The following is a 26,221-nucleotide window of genomic DNA, read 5'->3' on the forward strand; positions in this document are numbered from 1 at the left end:
GTGGCGGCGCGCCGTGAGGCTGCACGGCGCGGGCGCGGGCGGAACGGAAGCGGCGGTGGTCATCGCGCTGCTCTCCTCCGGCCGTCAGGACATCCGTCAGACCGGGCGGCCGACGGCGACGAACGCAGCCTGACACGGCTTCAGGGACCCGAGCAAGCAGCTTCCCACGATGTGGGAACCGGCGTGAACGGAGTGTTTCAAAGCGCGATTCAATCGCTGACCGGGTGCCGTAATGTGGGAATCATGAGCCCGTTCGAGGCCGATGGGCAACGGGAGAATCCAAGGATGAGCCAGACCTCGGCAGCACGTTCGCCCTCCGGCGCGCAGGCGGTGCAGCGCGCCCTGGACGTCCTGCACTGCTTCCACGACAACGCTCCGGACCTCAGTGCTTCGGAGCTCGCGCGACGACTGGACCTCTCCACGTCGACGGCGCACCGGCTGGCCCGCACCCTGCTCGGTGCCGGCTTTCTGGAACAGGACGCGCGGACCGCCCGCTACCGGCTGGGGCCCGCTGTCACCGAGCTGGGACGGCTCTCGTACCACCAGCGCGGCCTGCACCTGGCCGCGCCCGAACTGGCCGACCTGGCCCAACGCACCAGTGCCACCGCCGACCTGGCGCTGCGCAGTGGTCCGCACGCGGTGATCGTGGCGGGTGGTTCCGTCACACCGAAGGTGGGACTGCGCAGGCCGCTGCACTCCACCGCACTCGGCAAGGTGCTGCTCGCCTGGCCCCGGCCGGGCGAGGGCGGCCCCGAGTCGCTGCCGCCGCTGCCCGCCTTCACGGACCGCACCATCGTCGAACCTGCTGCTCTCGCCGCCGAATTGGAGCGGGTGCGCGTCGAGGAGTACGCACTCAACGACGGCGAGTCGGCGTACGGGGTGCGCACCTTGGCCGTACCCGTGCTCGACCACACGGAGTCCGCGCGTTTCGCGCTGGCGGTGCGCGCCACCCCGGACGTGATCACTCATGACCGCATGTCCTGGTTCCTGACCCAGGCCCGCATGTGCGCCCGCGCCCTGGAGATCCTCCTGCTGCCCCCGTCCGAACGCAGGCCCCCGGCCACGGCTTGACGTAGTGGACTTGGTCGGCCTTGCCCTCCATCTGCCGACGCCAAGCAGAGGCCGACAGGGTCTCGTTGACATTCCGATCGATCACACAGAGACTCGACCACATGCCTGAGGTCCTGCTCCTTACCAGCGAGCGCTGTGTCGACCTCCTCCGCGTGTCGAGCGCACAGTGTTGATTCTGCCGTCCACTCCGCGCCGCGCCGCCGCCTAGGCGCCCACACGCCTGGACGCCTGGACGCCTGGACGCGATCCAACACGGCGGTCGCGCTTCTCGAAATCAAGGTCGATCTGTCGGCCCGCTGACACATCAGTCGTACGGAAACCGGCCTGCGCACAGCTGAGGCACGTCGGCACGCCTGTCGGCGTGCGTTTCCGTGCCCCCAACTCCCCCAATTCCTCATAAGGGCCTCCTCCGGCGTCGCGCCGGTACCGGCCTGTGCAGCGATCGGAAGCATGATGAGCCTGGAATTCCTCTGGTACATCCCCAACACCGTCGAACCGGGCCATCGCGGCGACGACACGACATCCGGCTGGGGGTCCATCGAGTACTCGACCGACCTCGCCCGTACGGCAGAAGACCACGGCTGGGGCGGCGCCCTGCTCGGCACCGGATGGGGACGCCCGGACACCTTCACCGTCGCCACGGCGCTGGCGACTCGGACCACGACGTTCAAGCCCTTGATCGCGATCCGTCCCGGCTACTGGCAGCCGGCCAACTTCGCCAGCGCAGCGGCGACGCTCGATCAGCTCAGTCGTGGTCGTGTCCTCGTCAACATCGTCAGCGGACTGGACAATCCGGCCGCGTACGGCGACAGCAACGTCGACTCCGCACAGCGGTACGCCCGCACGCAGGAGTTCCTGCATCTCGTCCGGCGCCTGTGGACCGAAGAGAGTGTCACCTTCAACGGCGAGCACTTCCAGGTCACCGGTTCCACGGTCGCGCCACGCCCTTATGTCAGCGACGAGCGAGCACATCCGACGCTCTATTTCGGCGGCGCGTCCGAGGCCGCCGAACGGGTGTCCGCGGCCGAGGCCGATGTCCAGCTCTTCTGGGGTGAGCCGCTCGACGGAGTCGCCGAACGCATCGACCGGCTCAAGCGGTTGAGCGAGCAGGTGGGCCGCAGGCACAAGCCGCTCGAGTTCGGGCTGCGGATCACGACACTGGTGCGCGACACCACCGAGGAGGCGTGGCGCGCTGCCGAGGAGAAGGTCGAGAAGATGGCGTCCGGCCCGGGCAAGGCCACCTGGACGGGGAACCGCAGGACGGCGGTCGGGCAGCAGCGGCTCTTCGATCTCGCCGAGCGCGGCGAGGTGCTCGATACCTGCCTCTACACCACGCCTGGCAAGTTCGGCGGCGGTGGAGCGGCGACGACCTGGCTTGTCGGCTCCGCCGACGACGTAGCCACGGCGCTGAAGAACTACCGCAAGCTCGGCATCACCCACTTCGTACTCTCCGACACCCCCTACAAGCAGGAGATCAGCCGCATCGGCGACCAGCTGCTTCCCAAACTGCGCTCGCGGTGAGTCTGACCCCTTGTTTCCACAGCCCCGACAGCAACAGCAACAGCAAAGGAATGCACCGCACATGACGACGTATCGCATCCTTGGCCGTACCGGAGTGAAGGTCAGCCCCTTGACGCTGGGCGCGATGAACTTCGGCGCCTGGGCCAACCCGGACCACGACGACGCCATCAAGATCATCCACCAGGCCCTCGACTCGGGCATCAACGTCATCGACACCGCCGACGTCTACTCCCGGGGCGAGAACGAGGAGATCGTCGGAAAGGCCCTGGCGGGGGGCCGCCGCGACGACGTGATCCTCGCGACCAAGTTTCACGGGCAGGTCGGCGACAATCCGGGCCACCAGGGCAATTCGCGCCGCTGGATCTTCAAGGCCGTCGAGAACAGCCTGCGCCGCCTGAGCACCGACCACATCGATCTCTACCAGGTGCACCGGCCCGACCCCTCCACGGACTTCGAGGAGACTCTGGGCGCGCTCCACGACCTCGTCCAGCAGGGCAAGATCCGCTACATCGGCACCACCACCTTCGAGCCCCACCAGATCGTCGAGGGCCAGTGGATCGCCGAGCGCCTGCGCCTGCGGCGGCCCGTCACCGAGCAGCCCCCGTACTCCATCCTGGCCAGGGCGGCCGAGCGTGCGGTGCTGCCCATCGCCGAGCAGTACGGACTCGGCGTGCTGCCCTGGAGCCCGCTGGCGGGCGGCTGGCTGTCCGGCCGCTACCTCAAGGGAGACCCGACGCACGCCGAATCGAGCCGCCTGAAGCGCCAGCCGCACCGGCACGATCCGGAGTTGGCGGCCAACAAGCGCAAGCGCGAGGCTGCGGAGCAGCTAGCGGAGCTGGCCGACGAAGCAGGCCTGTCGCTGATCCACCTGTCGCTGGCGTTCGTTCTCGAGCACCCGGCCGTATCGACGGTGATCATCGGCCCGCGCACCCAGGAACACCTGGCGAGCCAGCTCGGCGCCGTCGACGTCCGTCTCCCGCAGGACGTGCTGGACCGGATCGACGAGATCGTGCCGCCCGGCACCACGATCAGCCCCGCCGACGAGGGCTACCAGCCCCCGTCGCTCACCGAACCCTCCACGCGCCGCCGCTCGCTGCGCTGAGAAAGCCGGGATGAGGGATGACCTTCAAGGCTCGGCGAGTTGCACGAAGTGGAAGTACGGAACGGAAATGCGGCAACCAAGCTACGCACATGCCACGCAAGCGCCACACGACGGAGTAGACATGACCGTACAAGACGTCGACCAGGTGAGTTTCGTCCAGGAATGGGAGCAGTGGCACCGTGAACACGAGGAGGTGCTCTCCGGCCCGCACGGGTTTCTCGCGATCACGAGCCTGCGCTGGCTGAGCGACGAGCCGGCGCGCTTCGAGGACGCCCCCGGGGCCTGGTCGAGCACCGCCTCCGGGGTGGTGGTCGAGCTGGCCGAGGGCGAGGAGCTGACCGTCGAGGGCACGGCGGTCCGCGGGCGGTACGACTTCGGGGTCATCGGCGAGCGGGTCAGCGTGTATGTCGGCGCAGGCGACGCGGTGATCGAGGTCGCCAAGCGCGGCGGGCACGACATCCTGCGCCCCCGCCATCCCGAGAACGCGCTGCGCACCGGCTTCACCCACACCCCGGCCTACGCCCCCGACGCCCGTTGGGTGGTCCCCGGCCGGTTCCTGCCGTTCGACGAGCCCCGTGCGGTGACCGTCGGTGCGGCCGTCGAGGGCCTCGAGCACGTCTACGACTCGCCCGGACAGGTCGAGTTCGAACTGGACGGAGCGACGCACCGGCTCACCGCGTTCAACGGCCGGCAGCCCGGGAGCCTCATGGTGCTGTTCACGGACAAGACCTCCGGCGTGACCACGTACGCCGCGAACCGCTCCGTGGGGATCGCGCCTCCCGACGGCGAGGGCAGGGTGACCCTCGACTTCAACCGCGCCTCGAACCTGCCCTGCGCCTACACGGACCTGGCGACCTGCCCGCTGCCGCCGGCCGAGAACCGGCTGCCGGTCGCGGTCGAGGCGGGCGAGAAGATCCCCCTGGAGCGCGGCGGACAGGGCTGACGCCGGCAGGTCCTGCAGGCGAGCGACCGCGCCCCGGTCCGGCGGCCATGTCTGGCGCCGGACCGGGGCGGTCGGCTCTCTTTCGCTGTGAGACGGCGGTCGGCACTCCGGGGCGTCAGCTCGACTGGAAGGGGTGACGCCGACCTCGGCTCATCTCCTTCGCCACTCCTCGGCCAGCAGCTCGTAGGACCGCACCCGGTCGGCGTGGTCGTGCGTGATGGTGGTGATGAGCAACTCGTCGGCGCCCGTGGCTTCCTGGAGGCGCTCCAGGTGGTCGGCTACGCGCCCGGGAGACCCGACGAACTGGGTGTCGATGCGGTCCTGGACGAGGGCCCGGTCCGCGTCGGTCCAGGCGTGGGCGCGGGCCTCTTCCGGCGTGGGGAACTCGATGGCGCCTTCGGCGGTGCGGATGCTGCGCACCCAGGGGCCGTAGCCGGCGGCCAGTTCCCGGGCGGTCTCGTCGTCCTCGGCGACGACGACGTCGGCGGAGACGCTGACGTACGGCTTGTCGAGGACGTCGGACGGCTGGAACGCGGCGCGGTAGCCCTCCGCTGCCTCCAGTACGGTCGCGGGGCTGACGTGGTAGTTCGCCGCGAACCGCAGTCCGCCCCGGCCCGCGACCTGCGCGCTCTCACCACCACTGCTGCCCAGGATCCACACCTGTACGTCGGCACCCTCACCCGGCACGGCGTGCGCCTCGATGCCGTCGGGCGACCGATAGGTGCCCGCCAGCAGCGCCAGGATGTCGTCGATCTGCTCTCCGTACTCCTGCGACTCGGCACCCGGCAGGTGGAGCAGCGTGCGCTGGAGGGCGAGCCGGGGTGAGCCGAGCAGGTGCTCGAAGGAGAACTTCGGGGGGATCCGCAAGCCGTTGGGGGCGCGGCCGTCGACGACCGGTATCGCCGTCGGCTGCGGGGCGGCGGAATGGCCGGGCGGGCGGCCGCCGGAGCGGCCGAGGCCCAGGTCGAGGCGCCCGGGGTGCAGGGCGTCGATGAGGCCGAACTCCTCGACGGTGGACAGAGCGGTGCGGTGGCCGAGCTGTACAGCTCCTGAGCCGAGCCGGATCGTCGAGGTCGCGGAGGCGGTCAGGGCCAGGACGACGGCGGGCGAGGTGCCGGCCACGCCCGGGTTGAGGTGGTGTTCGGCGAACCAGTAGCGGGCGTACCCGAACCGCTCGGTCTGCTGGGCCAGATCGATGGAGTTGCGCAGCGCGTCGGCGGCGGTGGAACCGGACGAGATCGGGACGAGATCGAGGACCCCGAGGGGGATGCTGGACATGGTCGGGGTTCTCCTCAGCGGTCGATACGGAGGGAGGCGGACTCCAGGGCCGGTGGCGGCTCGGCGGACCCCGCGGCCGGCTGCGGCTCGGCGGACACCGGGCCCCAGGCGAACGGCGGGTCGGGGATCTCGCGTCGCAGGACGGGCGCGACATCGGACTGGAAGAGCTCCAGTGAGGCCCGGTGCTGGGCGTCGGTGAGACCGCCCGCGTCCGCGTGCAGGTGCAGCACGGTGTGCCCGAACTGCTCGTGGTAGCGGTGCACCTTCTCGATCACCTGCTGGGGGCTGCCGATCAGCGCCGAGCTGCGCTCGGCGAAGTCCTCCAGGGTCGGGAACACCGGCTCTACGCCGAGCCGCTTCTGGAAGGCGAGGTAGCCCTCGAACGCGGGCCGGTACCCGGCGAGCGCCTCCTGCGACGTCCGTGCCACGTACACGCCCGCGCTGCCCGCGCCCACCGCGATCCGCGCCGGGTCGTGGCCGTAGTGCTCCCACCGCTCGCGGTAGTAGCGGATCAACTCGGCGTACGGCTCGATGGGGTTGGTGACGTTCGCCGAGAACAGCGGGTCGCCGTAGCGGGCGGCGAGGTCGACGGACTCCTTGCTCGTGGCACTGCCGTGCCAGACCCGTATCGGCTGCTGCAGCGGCCGCGGCCACACCTCCGCGTCCTTCAGCTCGGGCCGGAAGCGGGTCGACGCAGTCACCTTGTCCTGCCGCCAGATCTCCCGGAACACCTCGTAGCTCTCGGCGTTGCGGTCCCACTGGTCCTCGGGCGTGACCTGGAACAGGTCGCGCTGGGCCGCCCCGTTGCCCTTGCCGATGATCAACTCGAGGCGTCCGCCGGACAGATGGTCCAGGGTCGCGTAGTCCTCGTACGCGCGCACCGGGTCGAGCAGGCTGAGGGTGGTGACGGCGGTGAACAGCCGTATGCGGGAGGTGAGCGCGGCGATATGGCTGAGCACGACCGGCGGCGAGGAGGAGATGAACGGCCGTTCGTGCCGCTCCCCCACGCCGAAGCCGTCGAAGCCCAGCTCCTCGGCCAGCAGGGCGTTGTCGATCACCTCGCGGAAGCGCTCGTTGGTCGGCTTCTGTACACCGGTCACCGGGTGCGGGGCGTGGATGATGAGCGTGATGGCGAGGAACTTCATGACGCCGCCCGCTCCCCCGGCGCGTCGGCGTCGGGGTAGGCCAGTCCGAGGTGGTCGCGCAGGGTCGTGCCCTCGTATTCCGTGCGGAAGACGCCGCGCTCCTGCAGCAGCGGGACGACGGAGTCGGCGAAGACGTCGAGGCCGCCCGGGGTGATGTGCGGGACGAGGATGAAGCCGTCGCTGGCGTCGCCCTGCACGAAGTCGTTGATGGTCTCGGCGACGGTCGCCGGGGAGCCGACGAAGGCCTGGCGGTTACCGGTCTCGATGACCAGGTCGCGGATCGACCACTTGTTGGCGGCTGCGAGCTCCCGCCACTCGCGGGCGATGGCCAGCGGGTCGCGGTACATCCGCACCTGGGCACGCCCGCGGGCGATGGTGTGCTCGCCGAGGTCCGGGTCGATGTCGGGAAGCGGGCCGTCCGGGTCGTACGCGGACAGGTCGCGGTTCCAGACGAACTCCAGATGCTTGATCGCGGTGGCGCCGCTGACCTGCTGACGGCGTACCTCGCGGGCCAGCTCCTCGGCCTCGGCGTCGGTGTCGCCGAGGACGAAGGTCGCGGCGGGCAGGATCAGCAACTGATCGTGCGTGCGGCCGTACTTCGCGAGACGGCCCTTGACGTCCGTATAGAAGGCCTGGCCTTCCTTGAGGGTGCTGTACCGGCTGAAGATCGCGTCGGCGCTGGAGGCGGCGAACTCCCGGCCCTCGTCGGAGTCGCCCGCCTGGAAGATCACCGGGCGGCCCTGCGGGCTCCGCGGGACGTTGAACTGGCCCTCGATGTCGAAGTGCTGCCCCTGGTGCACGAAGGCTCCGGCCTTCGCGTCTCGCAGGAAGGTGCCGGTCCCCTGGTCGGCGATGATCTCGTCTCCGTGCCAGGAGTCGAAGAGTTCGTTCGCCGTGCTGAGGAACTCCTTGGCCCGCGAGTAGCGCTCCTCCTGCGGAAGGAAGCCGCCACGGCGGAAGTTCTCGCCGGTGAAGGCGTCCCACGAGGTGACGACGTTCCAGGCGGCGCGACCGCTGGAGAGGTGGTCGAGGCTCGCGAACTGGCGGGCCACCTCGTAGGGCTCGTTGAAGGTGGAGTTGATGGTGCCGGTCAGCCCGAGGTGCTCGGTGACGGCGGCCAGCGCGGACAGGACGGTGAAGGTGTCGGGGCGCCCCACCACGTCCAGGTCGTAGATCTTCCCGCCTTGTTCGCGAAGGCGCAGCCCCTCGGCGAGGAACAGGAAGTCGAACTTGGCGCGTTCGGCGGTCCGCGCGAAGTGCGCGAACGAGTTGAACTCGATGTGGCTGCCGGCCTCGGGATCGCTCCACACGGTGGTGTTGTTGACGCCGGGGAAGTGGGCGGCCAGATGAATCTGCTTCAGCGGCTTGCTCATGTCGTACGGTCCCTCCGGCTCAGGCGGTGGCGGCAGCGTTGGCGTAGCGGTTGGCGGGGCGGGAGAGTCCGAGGAGCCCGCGGAGGGTGTCGGCCTCGTACGCGGTCCGGAAGGCGCCCCGGCGCTGGAGTTCGGGGACGAGGCCCTGGGTGATCAACGGGAGGTCGTGTCCGATGACGGCCGGGCGCAGCCGGAAACCGGTCAGACCGGTGGCCGCAAACTCCTGGAGGAGATCGGCGAGTTGACTCGGAGTGCCGGTGAAGATCCGGGCGTCGCTGGTGTACGCCTGGCCCGCAAGGTTGTCGAGACGGTCCCGGCGCGCGGCGGCCTCGGCGGGGTCGTCGTCCAGGAAGACCACGAGGTCGCCGAAGAGGTGCACCGGCTCGTCGGCTCGCCCAGCGGCCTCCTGTTCGGCGCGTACGGCAGCGACGATGGCCCGTGCCTGGTCGGTGTCGTGCGGGGTGACGTACCCGAGGTCCGTGGAGCGGCCGACCAGCCGGAACGGCGCGCCGGTCGCGTTCTCGTGTGCGAGCGCGCTGACCAGGGGCTGCCCCTGGGGCGGCCGGGGCGTGATCGAGGGCCCCTTGACGCTGAAGTGCTTGCCCTGGAAGTCGATGTAGTGCAGCTTGTCGCGGTCGATGAAACGGCCGGTGGCGACGTCGCGGATCTCGGCGCCGTCCTCCCAGCTGTCCCACAGGCGGCGCACCGCCTCGACGTAGTCGGCGGCCTCGTCGAAGAGATCGGTGATCAGCTCTCGTACGATCGGGTCGGTGGGCTGCTGGATGCCCTTGACGCGGAGAGCCGGAAACGTACGGCGGCCGAAGTGCGCCGCCTCGTTCTGCCGCGCCGACACCTGGATGCGCAGGCCCGCGCGCCCGGTGCTGACGTAGTCCAGGGTGGCGACGGCCTTGGAGATATGGAACGGCTCCGTGTGGGTGGCCACCACGGTCGGTACGAGTCCTATGTGCCGGGTCAGGGGGGCGACGCGGGCGGCGACGAGCACCGCGTCGAGGCGTCCGCGCACCTGGTCGGTACGCCCGTCCGGTTCCGTGAAGTGCGAGGACTGAAGCCCGAGGCCGTCCTCGAAGGTCACGAAGTCGAGCAGGCCGCGTTCGGCCTCGGCGACGACGTCGGCCCAGTATCCGGCGGTGAACAGGTCCCGGGGCCGGGCCTCCGGCTCGCGCCATGCGGCCGGGTGCCAGCCCGCGCCGTCGAGCGCGACAGCGAGGTGGAGAGGAGTGGAGGAAAGAGGTGAAGCAGGCAGCGAAGAAGATGATGCGGACACGGGGAGTGCCTTCCTGATCGACCGTATGAGAGAGCCGGACTCACGTGTCGGGTGCGGCTTCGAGGCAACAGGTCAGGAGCAACAGAGCGCGCCGGCCACACGCTGCAGATCGATGTGGGGCCGGGAGTAGAGACGCAGGCGGTGGCGCGGAGCGAGTTTCATGACGCGACGGCAGGACGGGAGTCGCACGTGTGCGTCACCTCCGCCCTTCCGGCGCGCGGGCTCGAAGCCCCGCCGCCTTCGCGCTTGCCGAACCCGGACGGGCTCCGCCTGGTCGTCAGCCATGACGCACAACAGCACGGCTACGCCCTTTGTTCCGGCTGACCGGCGGGAGTCCGCAGAAAAAGGAAGTCGGGGCGTCGGCGCAGGGTGAAGCCGATCGACTCGTAGAGCCGGATAGCACCGGTGTTGGCGGCACTGGCGTGGAGGAACGGGGTGTCCCCGCGTTCCCTGATGCCCGCCGCGACCGCTCGCACAAGGCGGGTCGCGAGGCCACGGCCGCGGTGGTCGGGGTGGGTGCACACGGCGCTGATCTCCGTCCAGCCGGGCGGGCGCAGCCGTTCGCCGGCCATCGCGATCAGCCGCCCTTGGTGGCGGATGCCGAGGTAGGTGCCGAGTTCGACGGTCCGGGGCAGGAAGGGGCCCGGCTTGGTCAGGGCGATCAGCTCCAGGATCTCGGGTACGTCGTCGAGGCCGAGCCGTACCGCTTCCGGGGCCGGTTCGGCGCGCAGTGCCGTGTCGACCAGTTGCACGCCCTGACCGCTCTCCACGACCTCCCACCCGTCCGGAGGGGCCACTGCTCCGGTGACCGCCACAGGGGTGCCCGGTCCGGCCAGGACGGCCAGGTCGTCCCAGGCCCTCGGGTCGGCCGGGTCGGCGAGGGCGGTGAACGGGGAGACGTCCGTGGGGTAGCGGGCGGCGCTGCCCACGCGCTCGGCGAACCGGGCGTGCGGGCCGGTCAGTGCGGCCCAGGCGGGGTTGTCCAGGATGTGCGGTGCCGCTGGGCTCTGCGCCTCGGCCGGGTGGACACTGGTGGACATGGCTGTGTGGGGTCTCCGTTTACGACGTGTGGGGAGCACGCCCGCGGCTCCGCCACCGACGACGGGGTGTCGTGACTCGGTGGCGGAGCCGTTCAGCGGGCGCTGCCGGACAGTTGTGGAGTGTCAGGAGTTGTCGAGCGGCAGTCCGGGCGGGTTGACCTCCGCGGTGCTGACGGCCTCGTTGGACAGGTTCCAGGCGGCCAGCCACTTCGCGTACTGGCCGTTCTTGATCAGGTAGTTGATGGCGTCGGCGACCGGCTTCGCGATCCCGCTGTCCTTCTTCGTGGTCGCCGCGATCAGGCCCTGGAGCGTGGCGCCTGCGCCGGAGAAGGTGCCCGCGCTGCGCGTCGGGTTGGGCGACTTGGCGGTCTGCGTGATGTGGTAGGCGACCCCGGGGTTGGCGGCGAAGTAGGCGTCGATCTTCCCGCCGGTCAGCGCCAGGTAGGTGCTGTTCTTGCTGGCGAAGTGCTTGACGGTGAGCTTCTTGCCCTCCTTCTGCAGCTTCGTCTGCCACTCGAGGAGGATCTTCTCCTGGTTGGTGCCGTTGTCGACGGCGACGGTCTTCCCTGCGAGGTTCTCGTAGTCGCCGTCGAAGTTCCACGTGCTCTTCTTCAGCACCTCGAAGCCGACGTTGTCCTTGCGGTACGAGGCGAAGTCGTACTTCTTCTTGCGCTCCTCGGTGTCGGTGATGTTGGAGAACGCCACGTCGACCTTGCTGCTGTCGATGCCGACGAACATGTTCTCCCACGTGGAGTTCTTCAGCTCCGGCTGGAGGCCGAGGACCGCGGCGACCAGGCGGCCGAAGTCGGGCTCGGCGCCAGTGAGGGTCTTCTGGTCGGAGCCGACGTATGCGAGGGGCGGGAAGCCGTCGGGCAGGGCGCCGACACCGATCGCCAGCTTGCCGCTCTTGCGCACCGAGTCCGGCAGTTCGGCACTGATCGACTTGACCTCGGAGACCTTCAACTCGGTCTGCTTGGCGGCCCCGTTGGACAGCTGGCCCACGGTGACGGTGCCCGCGGCGTCGGCCTTGGTGGTGGTGGCGGCGTCGCTGTCGCCCCCGCAAGCGGCGAGTCCGGTGGCGAGGGTGGCAACGGCGGTCGCCGCCGTGATGCCGCGCAGCAGGCTACGTCGGGAGAAGTGGCTAGGCATGGCTGTCCTTGTCGGTGAGAGGTGGTGACAGTGGTGCGGTGTGACGGAAATTCGGGGAGGGGACGGAAACTCGGGGGCCGGAAACCCGGGGAAACGGAAACTCGGATTCGGTACAGAGGTGCTGAGGGCCCGGTCAGAGCACCTTGCTCAGGAAATCCCTGGTCCGCTCGTGCTGCGGGTTGTCCAACACCTCGGCGGGCGGGCCCTGTTCGACGATGCGACCGCCGTCGATGAAGACGACCCGGTCGGCGACCTCGCGGGCGAAGCCGATCTCGTGGGTCACGATCACGAGCGTGGTGCCGCTGGTCGCCAGGTCCTTGATGACGGCCAGGACCTCGCCGACGAGCTCGGGGTCGAGCGCCGACGTGGGCTCGTCGAACAGGATGATCCCGGGCCGCAGGGCGAGTGCGCGGGCGATGGCCACCCGCTGCTGCTGGCCGCCGGACAGCTGCCGCGGATAGGCGCCGGTCTTGTCGCCGAGGCCCACGCGGCCCAGCAGTTCGCGCGCCAGCTTCTGGGCCTCGGGCTTGGCCAGCTTCCCGGTGGCCACGGGCGCGGCGGCGACGTTGTCGAGGACAGTCAGATGCGGGAACAGGTTGAAGTTCTGGAAGACGAAGCCGATCCGGCTGCGCTGGGCCAGGATGGCCCGCTCGCTGAGCTCCTTGAGCCTCCCCCAGCCTTCGGCCGGGGGGACCCCCATCGCGCTGCGCTTGCCGTGCCGCCGTACGCCGATCAGTTCGCCGTTGACGCTGACGTAGCCGATCTCGGGCTTCTCCAGGTGGTTGATGACCCTCAGCAGGGTGGACTTGCCGGAGCCGGACGGGCCGATGATCACGGTGACCTCGCCGGGCTGCACCGTCAGGTCGATGCCGTCCAGCACCCGGTGGGCGCCGTACCACTTGTGCACGTCGTGGACCTCCACGGCGGCGGGGCGTATCGCAAGGGTCTCAAGCGAGGCCTCAAGCGAGTCGAGCGTCTCGGCGGTCATACGGCGGCCTCCTTGCGCGCACGCTCCCGCAGGTCCCGCAGGCCGGTACGCAGTTTCTGCAAAGGGGTCGGCGGCAGGGTGCGCGTGGCGCCCCGGGCGAAGTACCGCTCGACGTAGAACTGGACGACGGACACGGCGCTGGTGAGGATCAGGTACCAGACGGTGGCGACCAGCAGCAGCGGCACGATGTCGCCGGGATAGGTGCTGCCCATCGTCTGCACCGAGCCGAACAGGTCGAGCAGTGACACGTAGAAGACCAGGGACGTGCTCTTGATGAGGCCGATCAGCTGGTTGACGTAGTTCGGGGTGATGGAGCGCAGAGCCTGGGGGAAGACGATCCGGGCGAACTGGTAGCGCTTCGGCAGGCCGAGAGCGGCTGCCGCCTCGTGCTGGCCCTGGTCGACCGAGAGGATGCCGGCCCGCACCACCTCGGCGGCGTAGGCGGCCTCGTTGAGGCTGAGTCCGACGACCGCCACGACGATGTCTGTGGCGAGCCGCGACTCGTCGAAGGTGAAGAAGGCCGGACCGAAGGGCACGCCGATGCTCAACGTCTTGTACAGCGCGCTGAAGTTGTAGAGGAAGATCAGTACGACGATCAGCGGTACCGAGCGGAACAGCCAGGTGTAGACCCAGCTGATGGCACGGAGCACCGGGCTGCCGGAGAGCCTGGCGAGGGCGATGAGGATGCCGCCGAGCAGCCCCAGCACGGCGCTGTACGCCGCTACTTCAAGGGTGATGACCAGGCCGTCGAGGACCACCGGGCGCAGGAACCAGTACTGGAAACGGTCCCACTGGTAGAAGGGGTTGGTCAGCAGCCCGTGGCCGATCTGGGCGACCAGGACCAGCACGACCACCGTGGCGATCCACCGGCCGGGGCGGCGGAGGGGAAGCACCCGCTGCGCCGACAGCGGCCGCACCGGGGCGTCACCGCCGGAGCCTTCGGAGCCTTCGGTCGCTTCAGCGGGGCCCTGCGGCCGTGGTGCCGTGTGCAGCGCGGTCGAGGAGGGTTCGGGGCGGGGTATCGCCTCGGCGGTGGGTGCTGAGCCGGAGGACACAGCAGAGCCGGGAGGTTCACTCATGGACGACTCCAGCAGATTCGGACACCCGGGCCGCGCAGGCGACGACGGCGCGGCAGAGCGGGGAGGAGCTCTGCGGGACGAAGCGCACTGGAGCGGGCGGAACCGGGGTTGGTTCGGGGGTGGTTCGGCGGTGGAGAACGCCGCGACGGCGGCGAACGTCAGGGGTTCAGCGAGCCGCCGGCCGCGACGGACTCAGAAAGACCGCCTCAGAAAACCGTCAGCGCTGGCAGAGAACGCGACAGGAGACGCGACACAGTGCACTGTTGACGCGGAGCAGATCGACGGGACGGTTCACAGACGTCGTGACGCGGCCGTGGCGCCGCCATGCGGCCATCCCCGGAGCTGCGTACATCGCCGTCACCATCACCGTTCCGCCCCGCGGGGCCTCGCGCTTACCGAAAAACAAGATCCGGTCCGGTCGTCACCTGGGGCACCCCACCGCGACGCGAGGGTTGCCGGCCAGCAAGCCAGGGCTTGTCGCTGACACTCTTGACCGTTCTGCGCCGTAAGGTAGGCAGCCGCCGCCTGGAATGTCAACGTGCGCAGACCGGCTACGCACGGCCCGGCATGGTCGCAGCCTCCGTCGCCGCCTTCGGGGCACATCCGGCACGGCGATGTGCGATGGGGTCGGCTCAGCGGTACATGACGCAAACAGCCAACTCCCAAGCAAACGGCATCATCCCGGGCGAGAGATCTCCCTTGCGCCAGCCGTCGCATTCGTCATGGGATGCACCCAAACCCACTGCCTTGACAAGCTGCTTGACAGGGACACGTATCTCTTGGTTTTCTTCCCGGCATGTATCGGGGAATCTTTCTGACGGCGCGGCGCCATGTCGACTTGGTTCGCCTGTCCGCCAGCCTGTGTCGACCCCGGATGGCCTGCGCCGACGCTGCACACATGTCGACGTCCCTCGCGTGACGAGACTTTTTCCCGTCGCCTGACCACACTCCCGACTCCACCGACTCTCCCGAATTCGGAGTCGAGGGACGAGTGATTCTCTTTTCCGCCGCACCGATTAACGGTGCGTATTTCGCCGGAATTTCCAGGGTTCTTCTCTCCCTACCTTCCTTCACCAGGAGACCCGATTGTCCTCCGCCCTTCACGCCCGTTCACGGCTGCGCACAGTGCTGGCCACCGCCTTCACCGCGGCGGTGGTCTCCGTGGCCGCCTCGGCGGCTCCCGCGAGCGCCGCCGGCTCGGTTTTCACCCCGGCGCCGCCGCACAACCCGTACACCGGCCCGGACGGTACGGCCACCATGCACGGGGACACCGGTTCCTCGGACACCACGCCGCTGGCCGGGCCGGGATCCGGCACCCTCTCCTCGAAGCGGGTGGCGCTGGCGTCGGCCTGCCCGACCGTCCTGGTCGGGTCCGACGGCTATCCGGTGGCGCTGTGCACGCCCATCTTCGGGCAGGTGCCCACGGTCCATCTGCTGGACCCGGACGACGGCAGCTCCATCGCCGAACTCACCCTGACCAAGGGCTCGTTGCTGGGCGGCGTCTACGCGTACCTCGACCAGGACGACCGGCTGGTCGTGATCGACGGCAGCAGGTCGCTGCTGCGGGTCGGTCATCACCAGGACTCGGACGGCGACTGGACCCTGACGATCGACAAGAGTCTGTCGCTGACCTCCGCGATTCCGGATGACGACGCGGTGACCGGACTCTCCCCGGACTGGCAGGGACGCGTGTGGTTCGCGACCGGGAACGGGCTGGTGGGCACCGCCGACGACCGCACCGGCACGGTACGCACCCTGCAACTGCCCGCCGGCGAGAAGGTGGCGAACAGCATCTCCACCGCGCCCCAGGGCACCCTCGTCACCACCACGCAGGCCACGTACCTGCTGACCGCCACCGCGGACGGCACCCCGCGCATCGCCTGGCGGCAGGAGTACGACCGCGGTTCGGCGCGCAAGCCGGGGCAGCTCAGCTGGGGAAGCGGCTCCACGCCCACCTTCTTCGGGCCGGGTGACGGCACCGACTACGTGGCCATCGTGGACAACGCGGACAGCCAGGTGAAGCTCCAGGTGTACGAGACGGCCACCGGCCGCCGTATCTGCTCCACACCGGTGCTCCTGGCGGGTGGCGCGGGCAGCGAGAACTCCCCCATCGGCGCCGGTCGCAGCGTCTTCGTGGCCAGCACCTACGGCTACCCGTACCCGGCGGTCCCGGACGACGCCGGGGACAGCGTGCCCGCCTCGGCGGACTTCACGGGCGGTCTGACCCGGGTGGACGTGCGTGCCGACGGGTCAGGCTGCGATCTGGTGTGGGACAACAAGCTGCGGTCGGCGGCGGTGCCCAAACTGTCGCTGGCGGACGGGAAGCTGCACACGGTGCTGCGCGATCCCGTGATCCCCGGCACGTCCAGCACGAGCCTCCTCGACCCCTACCGCTACGCCGAGATCGACCCGGACACCGGGACGGTCACCCGCAGCTCCCAGGTCGGCATCGGCTCGCTCTACGACACCCTCCAGATGGCCGGTACGGCGGCACCGGGCGGGGTGTACTACCAGGGGACGGTGACCGGCGTGCTCCGTATCACCGCCGAGTGACGAACACCTGAGGACCGGCGGCGCGAGTCCGCCGGTCCTCTTTGACTGGCTCCACCAGCAGCAGATCGAGCCCTGGCGCGCCGACCACACCCACGCCCTCGCCTGGCTCCACCACCGCGGCGGAGCCCCCCGCTCCCGCAGCCGCCGCTTCAACGCCTGCCACACCTTCTACATCTGGGCCGTCGAGACCGGCCTCTGCCGGCACAACCCCTTCGACGAAGGCCTGCGCCCCAACGTACGCGACGAACCCGGCCTCCCCTCCATCGACGCCACCCACATGACCGCCCTCATGCAAGCCGCCGACGGACTCTATGGCCCCGTCACCCCCGCAACCGCTGCCTCATCTACGCCATGCTCGCCGGCCTGCGCCCCCGCGCCATCATCGAACTCGACACCACCGACCTGCGCCCCGCCTGCACCCAGACCACAGCCCACATCTGGCAAAAAGGCGGCGGCACCCGCTGGCAGACCCTCCCCCCGCTCTTCGTCCTCGCGATCAACGCCTACCTCCCCCACCGCAAGGGCCCCGCCCCGGCCCCCTGCTCACCACACGATCCGGCGGCCGCCTCGACTCCCATGTCACCCCCCGCACCGTCCTGCGGCAGACCGCCGTCCACCACCCCCTCCTGGCCGACACAGCCGCCACCCTCACCCCCGACGCCGTCGCCTACAGCGCCCGCCACCACGGCACCTCCCCCATCGGCCCCACCACCGACGTCCAGGGACCCTGAGAGCCTCCCCCGCCCAGCGAGCCTCGCCGAGAGACCTGCCAGGCGTATGGCAAGTGCTGTACGGTGCTGTGTATGGCAGAAAAGAAGATCACGATCCGAGTCAGCGAGGAGACCCTCGAGCGACTCCAGCTACGGGCCGAGGTCGAGGACACGACGGTCACCGCGATCCTCACCGAAGCTGCAGAGCGCGATCCACGCCTCGAGCTCGCCGCGGCCCACTTCCGTGCACTGATGACCTCGGGCCTGGTCGAGGAGTTCGCCAAGGCCTTCCCCGACGAAGAGCCCGACACCGCGCACACCGGCACGAAGGCGGCCTGACCGGGTGGAGCTGTACGTCGACGTGGCATGGCTGCTCGAGCAGCAGGCACAACTCCTCCCCAAGGCCCTGGAGGTGAGCGACTACTCGGGACTTGTGGCCGCCACCGCCCGCCACAAGGTCAACACCCCCAAGCTCGGATACGTCCCCGACGCGTCCTGGCGCGCGGCCGCGCTCTTCCACGAAATCGTCAGTGTGCGCCCGCTGCCGGCACGCAACCCGGCCTTCGCCGCGATGGTCGCCATCTCCTACATGCATGCTTCCGGCAAAGGGCTCGCCCCGCCGTACGGCGGCTTCATCGACCTCGCCAAGGACGTCCGCGCCGGCCGCGCCGACGTCTACGCCTGCGCCGAGCTCATCAGGTCCTGGCGCGTTTGAACACGGCGCCGGACGAGAGTCCGTAGAGGTCCTGTCCCCTCCTGATACTCCGTCCTACAGCTTCCGCAGCAGCAGCCAGGCCTCCTGGGTCCTGCAGCAGGAGCTGCGAAGGATGGCAGCCAGCCCCGACCGGCCCCGCCTGTCGTCGCCACCGGACGCCCGTCTCTACCTCTCAAAGATCAGCTTCTGGCTGGAGGAGGAACTCCTCTCTCTCGGCCTGGCCGAGCGTTGCGGCCAGAGCTACTGGAGCCTCGCCGTTCCGAAGGAGGTACAGCAGCTGGTCATCGGTACCCTGGCCCGCGAGCTGGCCGCCGACAGGCAGGTCTCGTACGTCCCGTATACCGATCACACTCAGGCGCACGCGTTCGCTCTCCATGCCCCCATGGACGCCCGCCTGCCTGCATGGGAGCTGGAAATCGGCCGGTTGCTCCCCGTCCCCGCCCCCGGCACCCCGACACTCGACATCATCGACTTCCGGCTCCGGTATGCCGACGAACGACAGCGCTTGATGCGAGCCCTCCATCGCATGCTCGGCGACCTCCGCCGCGACTACGAACACCCTGCCGACGTTCTGGCCCAGCTGCGCCGTGAGATCGAGCAGTCTGTCGAGGACTACCGAGCGGCGACCAGGAGCAGCCGGATGGCGTGGGTAACCCGGTCGGTGACGGTGACCATCGGCCTGGCTGCCGCCGCCGGGAGCGTGGTGCAGCCCGGCCTGACGTGGGTCTTGGGGGCCGTCGGTGGCTACGCCCTGAACGTAGCCACTCGTGAGATCCGCCCTCTGACCCGTGCCTGTGATGACCATGACTTCAGCTATCTGCACAGGATCGAGACGGCGCTGGCTTGATCCCTCACGCTGCGTGTGGTGTCCGCTCCTGGCGCCCCGTTCACAGCCGCGCCAGGGCTATGCGGGCGGGTAGCCAGGCCCCGTCGAGGCCCTGCTGCGTGAGACTGCGGACGTGGGGATGGGCGCAGGACTTGCGGACCTGGCGCAGATCTTCCAGGAGATGGCGGCCACGCCGGTGCGCCGCATCGGGTAGGTGACGCACCATGCGGGCTGGGGGCCTGCCGCTGAAGGGCATAACGCTGACACAAACCTCAAGATCACCGCTCAGCAAGGCGCCCAGCAACTTGGCAATCCAGATGATCAAGCGCGGTGTCAGGCAGAACGTCACGAGCAGCGTGTATGAGGTCCTGTCGGTTCAAAGGTAACGTCAACATGGGCCAGCTTTCGGCCAGGTTGTTGGACTGGTGACGAGACCATCGCGCTCACGTTCGACGGTAAGCGATTTCGGCATATGCCCGGCCTATAAGTTTCGTGTTGCTCGCGCAGCAGAGGCGCCAGGACTGATGATGGGCCTGCGGGCTTAACCGTGTCGTAACTCTTTACGTCCCGCGAGACTTGCCGGCACTCTGCGCGGCCTTGTCCTTGTCTTGGACCTGTCAACACGGCCCCTTTGAGACAAGGTGCCGGAATGTCATAGACCCAGGTCAGACGCACTGCCTAACGTTCATGAGCCATCTCAGGCGCCGCTGATCGAGGGCGCAAGCCCAACGGTTGGAGACACCAACGTGAGCGTTGAGATCTACTCGACTGACACCGACTCCGGTCAGATCTCGGTCATCCGCAAGGACGGCCCCTCCGCCTACAAGGTCGCCAAGGAGATCGCGGTCGCCAACGCGCCGCGCGGCAGCGTCAAGTTCACGCGCGACGGACGCGGCTTCGTGTCCAACACCAGCACCAACTCGGTGTCCGAGCTGGACGCCCTCACGCGTCGAGAGGTCGCTAGGATCACGGTCGGATTCGGTCCCCGCGGCCTGGGTGTCGTGCCTGGCGAGCGGTTCCTGCTGGTGTCCAACTCCGGCTCGAACACGGTGTCGGTCGTGGATCTGGAGTCCCGCACCGAGCTCACCCAGGTTGCCGTGGGCCGCGACCCGCGCCACATGGCGATCAGCAAGGACGGCCAGTTCGCGTACGTGTGCATCTGGGGGTCGGGCTACATCGCCAAGCTCGATCTGAAGGGCCTGCAGAGCGAGGGACGGCCCGAGTCCGTCCGGGAGATCGCCCGCATCCGGATCGGCGAGGACTCCTTCCCCTACAGCCTCAACATCGACCGCACGGGCAAGCGGGCCTACATCGCGTGCAACTCCATCGCGGAGATGCCGGTCATCGATCTGGACACCGACGAGGTGATCGCCCGCGTACCAGTCCAGGGTGACGGCGGCCGGGCAGTGGCGTTCACCTCGGACAACCAGTTCGCGCTGCTGACGTTGGAGCGCACCTCCACGATCGCGGTGATCGACACCGACGAGCTCAAGGTCACGCGGAACATTCCGGTGGGCCCGGCCCCGCGCGGCATCGTCGTCGATGACAGCGACAACACCGTGTACTGCGCGGCGTTCTCCCGTGCTGTGCCTTCCGAGGACGAGGAGATCGAGTTCAGCTTCAACCCGCACAGCCTGACCGTGGTCCACCTCGATGGCGTCGACCTGTCGCTGCCGGCTGAGGAGGGCGGCAAGGTCCAGTACGAGGAGATCAAGGTCGGCTACGGTCCCTGCAGCGTCTCGATCTTCGACTCGGCGCAGGTTTCGTACGACCAGAACAAGCTCAACGAGGCTGCGGCCCGCCTCAGCGAGACCTCGAAGGCCGCGCTGTAGTAGCCCCGCACACCGAAGTGTTGGCCCCCGCGGGCGACTGCCCGCGGGGGCCAAGCCCAGTGCGAAACGCCACGAGAGGTGAAGGTTCTTGCCCGTCGAGGTCCGATTCCGTCAACTCCACCCCTGGTCTCTCCCCCCACGCCAGTACAAAGTCGACCGGCAGCAGAGCCGTGACCACGCCGCTGTCTTTCGGGAGTCCTTCCGATTCGGGCGGGCGGAACGACAACCTGAGCACTGCGCGCCGTGGGTGATGGGACAGGAACTGGGCTGGCGGGTGCACAGCCCCATCGACGTCTCCTTCACTACGCTCGACCAGATCGAGCTGGACGGCGTGACTGACCCTGAGGCGGCCGGACGTGCAGTGAACCGCACCGAGTTGTGGCAGCGGGAGAAGTCTCATCTGGCTGTGGAGAAGACATCCTGGCTGCACCTGTACCAGTTCAAGACGGTCCGCGGCTGGGAGAACATGTTCCTCCCCAACGGCGTCGGCACGGTGGAATGGCGTCTGGGCTGGGCCGTCGATGTTCCCCGAGGCTACTTTCTGCTGGTCCTGCCGTTGGAGAACCCCATAGCTGGACTGGAAGTCCCCACCGGAATCCTCAGCAGCACCGCCATCACCCGGATGAGCAGTGAGAACGGGTTGAGCATCGCAGTACGGCCGACGGTTCCCACCGTGATACGCCGCGGTCAGGAGATCGCCCGCATTGTGCTCCTGCACGCCGACTCCCTCCAGGTCCGCAGCCTCTACGACACGGCGGAGGAAGCAGACCAAGAAGGGAGCCTCAGTGCTTGAGCTGTCCTTGCAGGACGCCCGAACCATCGCCCTGGCCGCCCAGGGCCTGCACATAGCCTCACCTTCGCTGAGCGCCAAAGACACTCTGCGCCGCCTGGGCTGCATCCAACTCGACACCATCAGTGTCGTACGCCGCTCCCATGAACTCGTACAGCTGGCCCGCGGCGTACCCATGGCCGATGCCCAGCAACTGATCAGCGAAGCAAACCCACCTGTGCTGTTCGAGTACTGGGCACATGCCGCCTCACTGATCCCGCTCGAGCTGTGGCCGCTGTTCGCCTTCCGGCGCCGCGGCTACGCAACCAAGGGGTGGACCGGCCCCCCCGTCGATCCGGCTGCCGTCGAGCATGTCCGGGCCATTCTGGCCGACCGCAATGCAGTCACCATCAGCGATCTCGGCGGAGCGCAAGGCAACGGCTGGGAACGCTCCTCGGCCAACAAATGGGCCCTGGAATGGCTGCTGGCCACCGGAGAGCTCGCCTGCGTGTACCGGCGCGGCTGGCAGCGTGTCTACCAAAGAGCCGAGTTCGTCATCCCCGATGGCCTCCTGAACTCCGAGCCCGACGACGCGGAGTGCGTGCGGAAACTGACTGGCCTGGCCCTTGAGGCGCTCGGCGTTGCCACCGCCGATGATGTCGCCGACTACTTTCGTTTGCCCCCGCGCAAGGTTGCCGCGTGCCTGGCGGAGCTGGAAGGAGCTGAGCCGGCACGGGTGGAAGGCTGGACGGACTCCGCGTGGATGTCACCCACCGCGGTTCGTTCTCCCGAGCTGGACCACGGAGCATGCACCCCGCTGTCGCCGTTCGACTCACTGATCTGGCACCGGCCCCGCATGCGACGCCTCTTCGGCGTCGAGTACTTGCTGGAGGCGTACAAGCCTGCGGCAAAGCGACAGTGCGGCTACTTCGGCATGCCCGTACTGGTCGGTGGCACTGTGATTGGGCGTATCGCCGTCCGAGTCAGCAAGGGCAACGCCGCCATCGAAGGACACCAGCTCATCGGTGGTCACGATCCAGCTCATCTGAACGAGGCTCTCGCCATCATCTGCCGATGGGCACAAGCCCGGAGCATCCCCACTCTCCCCCTTTCGCCACTGCCCGCCGGAGCCGTCTCATGAGCGATGCATCCGCCCCCAGCTACCGCGACACCCTCGCGGTGCCCAAGGTCAAACAGGTCCTTGCTCTGGGAGTACTCAGCCGACTGCCCGCAGGACTGATCCCGTTCTCCGTACTGATCTCCTTCGCCCAGCACCACGGGATCGGCATTGCCGGCCTGGCCGACGCAGCTCTGCTTCTGGCCATCGCCATCCCCGGCCCCGCCCGCGCCCGATGGTGCTCCCGCCGCGCCCCCGGGGTCCTGCTGCTCATGGCTATGGCCAGCGTGCTGCTGTTCGCCAACGCAGCGGCTGCGACCAGCATGGACCTGTGGCAGATACCCGTCGCGCTCGTCGCGGCGGCAGGAGCCCTGTTCCCACCGCTCACCCCCAGTCTGCGAGCCGCCTGGTCCCGCCTGATGCCGGACAAGGACCATCTGCAGCGTATCCACGCCCTCGACTCGACCGTCGAGGAGCTGACGTTCGTCGTCGCGCCACTGATGGGCACTGCCGCCATGGCTCTGACCGATGCCCGCTGGACCGTCGTCGGCGGCGCGCTTCTGCTTCTGCCCGCGGCCCTGGGACTCAACGCAGTCCTGCGCGCCTTTCCGCCCGCCGATGACCCCACCGACGCTTCTCACACAGGAGCCAGGACGCGGCAGCGGTCGATCGTCCGCACACGCGACGGCCAAGGCATCACAGTTCCTGTCATCGTTCTCGGTCTCTGCGCCGGTGGTCTCACCGTCATCATCCCTGCCGCTTCCGCCGGTTTCGCCGACGTCATCTCCTCCGGCTACTCCTTTGCCGCGTTCTCACTCGGAGGTGTAGTCGGCGGACTCCTGTACGGGCGCAGAACCTGGTCCGCGTCTCTGCGGGTGCGCTACTCGGCGGCCACTGCCGGGCTCGTGGTGGGCTCCTTGCTACTGGCCGCGCTGTCCACTTCGCCGCTGACCATCCTGGCTGTTTTCTGCGTCGGCCTTCCCATGACTCCGATCTTCGTCATCGCCTACCTCCTCGTCGACGAACGCATCGATGCCCCACGCCATGCGGAAGCCAATGCCTGGCTCGGGTCCGGCTACAACCTGGGGTCAGCGTCAGGTGCAGCTCTCGGCGGTCAGATCCTTGCCCTCACCGGGCCCCGCACTGTCTCCGTCGCGCTTGCTGGTGTGGCCGCTCTCGCAACAGCCATCGCCCACCGGCTACCGAAGAGGTCGGCCTCAACGCCGCAGTCCGAACGCCCCACTGAAGGCGCGGAGACACCGGCAGGGTGAACGTGTGCGGCTTCGGGTGTGAGTAGTTGAGGTACCCGGTGCTCGGCGACCGCATCGTCCCCGGCAATCCACAGGCTCGGCTCGCGCCACTATTCGGCCAGCTCCGCCAGCCATGGGTGCCCAGGGTGCACACGCTCCAACCACCCACTCAGAGCATCCTGCCGTGCCCGGCCCAACAGCGGCAGTACCGCGTCGAAGTCCGCCTGGTCCTTGGGCCGCGGCGCCTTTGCTTTGAACAGCAGTACCAACTCCGGCACCAGGTACGGGATCCCATCTGCCGTCCGCTCAATGATCGCGTCGTACGACAGCCGAAGACTATCGTCGCGCCGGCAGATCCAGGTCAGGCCCTCGTGCGGCTCACGGAAGACGTCGAACAGGAACTGACCGCTCGCAGGATCCCGCAGCCAGGTCTGATGCGTTGCCGCCAGCACCTCAGCTCCTGCCCCAGCCCAGACCCGACCCGAACCCACCGCGTCAAACACGTACTCAGGGAAGCGGTCCCGAATCTCCGAAAACCTGGTAGCGGGCACCGCGATCTCCAAATCGCCGTGCGGCCGCGACTGCCCGCCCCGGAACAGGTCAAGCGCCCATCCCGCTGCAATGCACCAGGGCGCACCGACTCCCATCAACCGCTCCGCGACCTTTTCCGGGCGCCAGGCATCCGCCCATCGGGCATCCAGCTCGTCCGCATCGAGCACAACACCGCCGGGCGGCAGAGATCCGGTCATCGGCACAACCTACCGCCGTAGTCCGTTCAGAGCGCAGTCCTTTGCAAGGCCAGAGCCAAGCCCGCCACCAGGATGGATACGACCTCATCGGATGATCGCGCCACTGATTGAAGAGCTATGCCCATCGACGATCCAGACCTCGCCCGCTGGAGGGGTTCAGACCCCCACGGCGCCTCTGTGGCCAGGTATCACTGCGACTGGCCACATATCGCTGCTGTGACTGAGCGCTTCAGTTGGCCGCTCTGAGCATCGCAGGTGGCCGGAGACCGCTACGCGGTGGTGTGGCGCTTGGCCTCGGCGGTGATGATCTGCAGTGCCTCGGCGATGCGGTCGCGGTGGGTGCGGTGGGAGAGCACGCAGACGCGCAGGGTGTAGCGGCTGTCGACGACCGTGCTGGAGAGCACGATGCGCCGGTGGCCGTTGATCCGCTCCAGCAGGCGGCGACTGGCCTCATCGGCCCGCTCGGCGGCGGCCCGGCTGCCGTCGGCGGGGCGGACGCGGAAGATCATGGTGGACAGGTCCGGGCGCTGCGGGACCTCCAGCTCCGCGACGCCGGACAGCGTGTCGTGGACGTGTTCGGCCAGGTCGAGCTTCTCGTCCAGGGCCTCGCGGAAGGCGTCCACCCCGTGCAGGTGGAGGGGGAGCCAGGCCCGTAGACCGCGGATCTCGTGGGTCAGCTCGGGCCCGAGGCGACCGGAGTCCGGGACGCTTCCCGCCGCCTGCATGTCCTGGAGGTAGGTGCCGGTGCCGTCGTGCGCGGCGCGCAGGGCGGCGATGTCGCGGACGACCAGGGCGCCTGTGCCGAACGGCATGAACAGGGTCTTGTGCGGGTCCAGGGTGATCGAGTCGGCCTCCTCGATACCGGCGAGGCGTTCCTCGCCGCGTGCGGTGAGCCGGAAGAAGGCTCCGTAGGCCGCGTCGATGTGGAACCAGAGGTCCTCGCGGCGGGCCAGGTCGGCCAGCTGGGGCAGCGGGTCGACGGTGCCGGTGTCGGTGGTGCCGGCGGTGGCCACCAGCAGGAACGGCCGCAGCCCGGCGTCCCGGTCGGCGCGGATCATCGCGGCGCCGGCGTGGGGGTCCATCCGCAGGTCCGGGGTGTGCGGCACGGTACGTATGTGGGCGGCGCGGATCCCGGCGAGGCGGGCGGCCTTGGCGACGGAGTGGTGGGCGAGGGCGGTGGTGTAGACGGTGCCGCCGGCAAGATCCTCGCCGAGCCTGTTGTGGCGGGCGGCGACCGTCGCGGAGAAGGTGGCCATCGAGCCGCCGCTGGTCAGCAGGCCACCGCTGCCCTCCGGGAGGCCGCACACATCGCGGGCCATCCAGCGGATCACGCTCTCGTCGAGCGCGGCGAGGGCCGGGGCGACCGAGGCCAGGCCGCCGTAGCGGTTGACGGCACGGTTGTAGAACTCGGCGAGCGCGGCCGTGTACAGACCGCTGCCCGGGATGTACGCCAGGTGGCCGGGCCCGGCCGTTTCCAGAGCGCAGTCGGCGGCCTCGTCCAGGCGTGCGAGCAGGGCCTTCAGGTCGCCGCCCCGGGCGGGCGGCGGCGCCAAAAAGGACTCCACGAGCTCGGCCTCGGCCCGCGGCGACAGGGGGCTGGTCGCGGGGCGGGCCGCGAGGTTCTCGGTGCGATCGACGACACGGTTCAGGACGAGACGGCCCATTTCGGTCATCGTGGCGCGGTCGGGTTCCAGGGGGAAGGGGTGCATGAGGCAGTCCGAAGGCG

General features: G+C 68.9%; 25 protein-coding genes and 1 riboswitch. Of the genes, 13 read left to right on the plus strand and 12 right to left on the minus strand.

Annotated elements, in window-relative coordinates:
* The first annotated feature begins 285 nt into the window (after positions 1 to 285).
* The 4 genes from ACWD4J_RS29055 (at position 286) to ACWD4J_RS29070 (ending at position 4,637) form a co-directional block, all read left to right on the plus strand.
* Entirely contained in the window at positions 286 to 1,071 is a 786-nt protein-coding gene (locus ACWD4J_RS29055; RefSeq protein WP_451398408.1) for an IclR family transcriptional regulator, read from the plus strand.
* A gap of 450 nt (positions 1,072 to 1,521) precedes the next feature.
* The gene (locus ACWD4J_RS29060) at positions 1,522 to 2,592 is read left to right on the plus strand and encodes an LLM class flavin-dependent oxidoreductase (RefSeq protein ID WP_451398409.1); all 1,071 of its coding nucleotides are present in this window, start codon (positions 1,522 to 1,524) and stop codon (positions 2,590 to 2,592) included.
* A gap of 61 nt (positions 2,593 to 2,653) precedes the next feature.
* A complete protein-coding gene (locus tag ACWD4J_RS29065; RefSeq protein WP_451398410.1) occupies positions 2,654 to 3,694 on the plus strand; it encodes an aldo/keto reductase in 1,041 nt (346 codons plus the stop codon).
* A 121-nt stretch (positions 3,695 to 3,815) separates the two neighbouring features.
* A complete protein-coding gene (locus ACWD4J_RS29070) occupies positions 3,816 to 4,637 on the plus strand; it encodes a DUF1684 domain-containing protein (RefSeq protein WP_451398411.1) in 822 nt (273 codons plus the stop codon).
* Between the two features lie 150 nt (positions 4,638 to 4,787).
* On the opposite strand, the gene ACWD4J_RS29075 is transcribed toward ACWD4J_RS29070, so the two are convergent.
* From ACWD4J_RS29075 to ACWD4J_RS29115, 9 genes are all read right to left on the minus strand, one after another.
* Positions 4,788 to 5,915: an LLM class flavin-dependent oxidoreductase gene (locus ACWD4J_RS29075; RefSeq protein WP_451398412.1), complete on the minus strand. Its 1,128-nt coding sequence runs from the start codon at positions 5,913 to 5,915 to the stop codon at positions 4,788 to 4,790.
* Positions 5,916 to 5,929: 14 nt separating this feature from the next.
* The gene (locus ACWD4J_RS29080) at positions 5,930 to 7,060 is read right to left on the minus strand and encodes an LLM class flavin-dependent oxidoreductase (RefSeq protein ID WP_451398413.1); all 1,131 of its coding nucleotides are present in this window, start codon (positions 7,058 to 7,060) and stop codon (positions 5,930 to 5,932) included.
* Positions 7,057 to 8,433, minus strand: a complete 1,377-nt coding sequence (locus tag ACWD4J_RS29085; protein WP_451398414.1) for an NtaA/DmoA family FMN-dependent monooxygenase — start codon at positions 8,431 to 8,433, stop codon at positions 7,057 to 7,059. Before ACWD4J_RS29085 ends, ACWD4J_RS29080 begins: the two co-directional genes overlap by 4 nt.
* Before the next feature lie 19 nt (positions 8,434 to 8,452).
* Positions 8,453 to 9,718 (minus strand): LLM class flavin-dependent oxidoreductase, encoded by a 1,266-nt coding sequence (locus ACWD4J_RS29090; protein ID WP_451398415.1) that lies wholly within the window; start codon positions 9,716 to 9,718, stop codon positions 8,453 to 8,455.
* 72 nt (positions 9,719 to 9,790) lie between these two features.
* Positions 9,791 to 10,003, minus strand: coding sequence for a putative leader peptide (locus ACWD4J_RS29095; RefSeq protein WP_451398416.1), 213 nt, complete (start codon positions 10,001 to 10,003; stop codon positions 9,791 to 9,793).
* Between the two features lie 17 nt (positions 10,004 to 10,020).
* Positions 10,021 to 10,758, minus strand: coding sequence for a GNAT family N-acetyltransferase (locus tag ACWD4J_RS29100; RefSeq protein WP_451398417.1), 738 nt, complete (start codon positions 10,756 to 10,758; stop codon positions 10,021 to 10,023).
* A 123-nt stretch (positions 10,759 to 10,881) separates the two neighbouring features.
* Positions 10,882 to 11,907 (minus strand): ABC transporter substrate-binding protein, encoded by a 1,026-nt coding sequence (locus tag ACWD4J_RS29105; protein ID WP_451398418.1) that lies wholly within the window; start codon positions 11,905 to 11,907, stop codon positions 10,882 to 10,884.
* Positions 11,908 to 12,040: 133 nt separating this feature from the next.
* On the minus strand, positions 12,041 to 12,895 hold the full coding sequence (locus tag ACWD4J_RS29110) for an amino acid ABC transporter ATP-binding protein (protein WP_451398419.1): 855 nt from the start codon (positions 12,893 to 12,895) through the stop codon (positions 12,041 to 12,043).
* Positions 12,892 to 13,974, minus strand: coding sequence for an ABC transporter permease subunit (locus tag ACWD4J_RS29115; RefSeq protein WP_451398420.1), 1,083 nt, complete (start codon positions 13,972 to 13,974; stop codon positions 12,892 to 12,894). Before ACWD4J_RS29115 ends, ACWD4J_RS29110 begins: the two co-directional genes overlap by 4 nt.
* 383 nt (positions 13,975 to 14,357) lie before the next feature.
* A riboswitch (SAM riboswitch) is annotated at positions 14,358 to 14,469 on the minus strand.
* Positions 14,470 to 14,770: 301 nt separating this feature from the next.
* On the opposite strand from ACWD4J_RS29115, the gene ACWD4J_RS29120 reads away from it, so the two are divergent.
* The 5 genes from ACWD4J_RS29120 (at position 14,771) to ACWD4J_RS29140 (ending at position 18,799) form a co-directional block, all read left to right on the plus strand.
* Positions 14,771 to 14,893: a putative leader peptide gene (locus tag ACWD4J_RS29120; RefSeq protein ID WP_451398421.1), complete on the plus strand. Its 123-nt coding sequence runs from the start codon at positions 14,771 to 14,773 to the stop codon at positions 14,891 to 14,893.
* A gap of 197 nt (positions 14,894 to 15,090) precedes the next feature.
* Positions 15,091 to 16,527 (plus strand): hypothetical protein, encoded by a 1,437-nt coding sequence (locus ACWD4J_RS29125; protein WP_451398458.1) that lies wholly within the window; start codon positions 15,091 to 15,093, stop codon positions 16,525 to 16,527.
* An 803-nt stretch (positions 16,528 to 17,330) separates the two neighbouring features.
* Entirely contained in the window at positions 17,331 to 17,576 is a 246-nt protein-coding gene (locus ACWD4J_RS29130) for a hypothetical protein (RefSeq protein WP_451398422.1), read from the plus strand.
* Between the two features lie 4 nt (positions 17,577 to 17,580).
* Entirely contained in the window at positions 17,581 to 17,952 is a 372-nt protein-coding gene (locus ACWD4J_RS29135; protein ID WP_451398423.1) for a toxin Doc, read from the plus strand.
* Positions 17,953 to 18,064: 112 nt separating this feature from the next.
* Positions 18,065 to 18,799, plus strand: coding sequence for a DUF6236 family protein (locus ACWD4J_RS29140; RefSeq protein WP_451398424.1), 735 nt, complete (start codon positions 18,065 to 18,067; stop codon positions 18,797 to 18,799).
* A gap of 40 nt (positions 18,800 to 18,839) precedes the next feature.
* On the opposite strand, the gene ACWD4J_RS29145 is transcribed toward ACWD4J_RS29140, so the two are convergent.
* Positions 18,840 to 19,127 (minus strand): hypothetical protein, encoded by a 288-nt coding sequence (locus ACWD4J_RS29145; protein WP_451398425.1) that lies wholly within the window; start codon positions 19,125 to 19,127, stop codon positions 18,840 to 18,842.
* Positions 19,128 to 19,524: 397 nt separating this feature from the next.
* Between ACWD4J_RS29145 and ACWD4J_RS29150 the strand changes: the two genes are divergently transcribed.
* From ACWD4J_RS29150 to ACWD4J_RS29165, 4 genes are all read left to right on the plus strand, one after another.
* Positions 19,525 to 20,610 carry a YncE family protein gene (locus ACWD4J_RS29150; RefSeq protein WP_451398426.1) on the plus strand — a complete coding sequence of 362 codons (1,086 nt, stop codon included), beginning with the start codon at positions 19,525 to 19,527 and terminating at the stop codon, positions 20,608 to 20,610.
* Between the two features lie 88 nt (positions 20,611 to 20,698).
* On the plus strand, positions 20,699 to 21,403 hold the full coding sequence (locus tag ACWD4J_RS29155) for a hypothetical protein (RefSeq protein WP_451398427.1): 705 nt from the start codon (positions 20,699 to 20,701) through the stop codon (positions 21,401 to 21,403).
* The gene (locus ACWD4J_RS29160) at positions 21,396 to 22,520 is read left to right on the plus strand and encodes a winged helix-turn-helix domain-containing protein (protein WP_451398428.1); all 1,125 of its coding nucleotides are present in this window, start codon (positions 21,396 to 21,398) and stop codon (positions 22,518 to 22,520) included. Before ACWD4J_RS29155 ends, ACWD4J_RS29160 begins: the two co-directional genes overlap by 8 nt.
* Entirely contained in the window at positions 22,517 to 23,767 is a 1,251-nt protein-coding gene (locus tag ACWD4J_RS29165) for an MFS transporter (RefSeq protein ID WP_451398429.1), read from the plus strand. The genes ACWD4J_RS29160 and ACWD4J_RS29165 overlap by 4 nt, the downstream gene beginning before the upstream one ends.
* 89 nt (positions 23,768 to 23,856) lie before the next feature.
* Here the strand turns inward: ACWD4J_RS29165 and ACWD4J_RS29170 are convergent, their stop codons facing one another.
* Together ACWD4J_RS29170 and ACWD4J_RS29175 are read right to left on the minus strand one after the other, a co-directional pair.
* A complete protein-coding gene (locus ACWD4J_RS29170; RefSeq protein WP_451398430.1) occupies positions 23,857 to 24,495 on the minus strand; it encodes a nucleotidyltransferase domain-containing protein in 639 nt (212 codons plus the stop codon).
* Between the two features lie 269 nt (positions 24,496 to 24,764).
* Positions 24,765 to 26,204: a pyridoxal phosphate-dependent decarboxylase family protein gene (locus tag ACWD4J_RS29175; protein ID WP_451398431.1), complete on the minus strand. Its 1,440-nt coding sequence runs from the start codon at positions 26,202 to 26,204 to the stop codon at positions 24,765 to 24,767.
* Positions 26,205 to 26,221: the final 17 nt, after the last annotated feature.

It is taken from the genome of Streptomyces sp. NPDC002577, assembly GCF_053594815.1.

Bases quoted from the DNA above. Each gene is read 5' to 3' on its own strand.
- ACWD4J_RS29065 (WP_451398410.1), top strand. From the start codon at position 2,654: ATGACGACGTATCGCATCCTTGGCCGTACCGGAGTGAAGGTCAGCCCC.
- ACWD4J_RS29060 (WP_451398409.1), top strand. From the start codon at position 1,522: ATGATGAGCCTGGAATTCCTCTGGTACATCCCCAACACCGTCGAACCG.
- ACWD4J_RS29170 (WP_451398430.1), bottom strand. From the start codon at position 24,495: ATGACCGGATCTCTGCCGCCCGGCGGTGTTGTGCTCGATGCGGACGAG.
- ACWD4J_RS29175 (WP_451398431.1), bottom strand. From the start codon at position 26,204: ATGCACCCCTTCCCCCTGGAACCCGACCGCGCCACGATGACCGAAATG.
- ACWD4J_RS29110 (WP_451398419.1), bottom strand. From the start codon at position 12,895: ATGACCGCCGAGACGCTCGACTCGCTTGAGGCCTCGCTTGAGACCCTT.
- ACWD4J_RS29070 (WP_451398411.1), top strand. From the start codon at position 3,816: ATGACCGTACAAGACGTCGACCAGGTGAGTTTCGTCCAGGAATGGGAG.
- ACWD4J_RS29120 (WP_451398421.1), top strand. From the start codon at position 14,771: ATGTATCGGGGAATCTTTCTGACGGCGCGGCGCCATGTCGACTTGGTT.
- ACWD4J_RS29115 (WP_451398420.1), bottom strand. From the start codon at position 13,974: ATGAGTGAACCTCCCGGCTCTGCTGTGTCCTCCGGCTCAGCACCCACC.
- ACWD4J_RS29080 (WP_451398413.1), bottom strand. From the start codon at position 7,060: ATGAAGTTCCTCGCCATCACGCTCATCATCCACGCCCCGCACCCGGTG.
- ACWD4J_RS29095 (WP_451398416.1), bottom strand. From the start codon at position 10,003: ATGGCTGACGACCAGGCGGAGCCCGTCCGGGTTCGGCAAGCGCGAAGG.
- ACWD4J_RS29105 (WP_451398418.1), bottom strand. From the start codon at position 11,907: ATGCCTAGCCACTTCTCCCGACGTAGCCTGCTGCGCGGCATCACGGCG.
- ACWD4J_RS29165 (WP_451398429.1), top strand. From the start codon at position 22,517: ATGAGCGATGCATCCGCCCCCAGCTACCGCGACACCCTCGCGGTGCCC.
- ACWD4J_RS29075 (WP_451398412.1), bottom strand. From the start codon at position 5,915: ATGTCCAGCATCCCCCTCGGGGTCCTCGATCTCGTCCCGATCTCGTCC.
- ACWD4J_RS29100 (WP_451398417.1), bottom strand. From the start codon at position 10,758: ATGTCCACCAGTGTCCACCCGGCCGAGGCGCAGAGCCCAGCGGCACCG.
- ACWD4J_RS29130 (WP_451398422.1), top strand. From the start codon at position 17,331: ATGGCAGAAAAGAAGATCACGATCCGAGTCAGCGAGGAGACCCTCGAG.
- ACWD4J_RS29085 (WP_451398414.1), bottom strand. From the start codon at position 8,433: ATGAGCAAGCCGCTGAAGCAGATTCATCTGGCCGCCCACTTCCCCGGC.
- ACWD4J_RS29140 (WP_451398424.1), top strand. From the start codon at position 18,065: ATGGCAGCCAGCCCCGACCGGCCCCGCCTGTCGTCGCCACCGGACGCC.
- ACWD4J_RS29055 (WP_451398408.1), top strand. From the start codon at position 286: ATGAGCCAGACCTCGGCAGCACGTTCGCCCTCCGGCGCGCAGGCGGTG.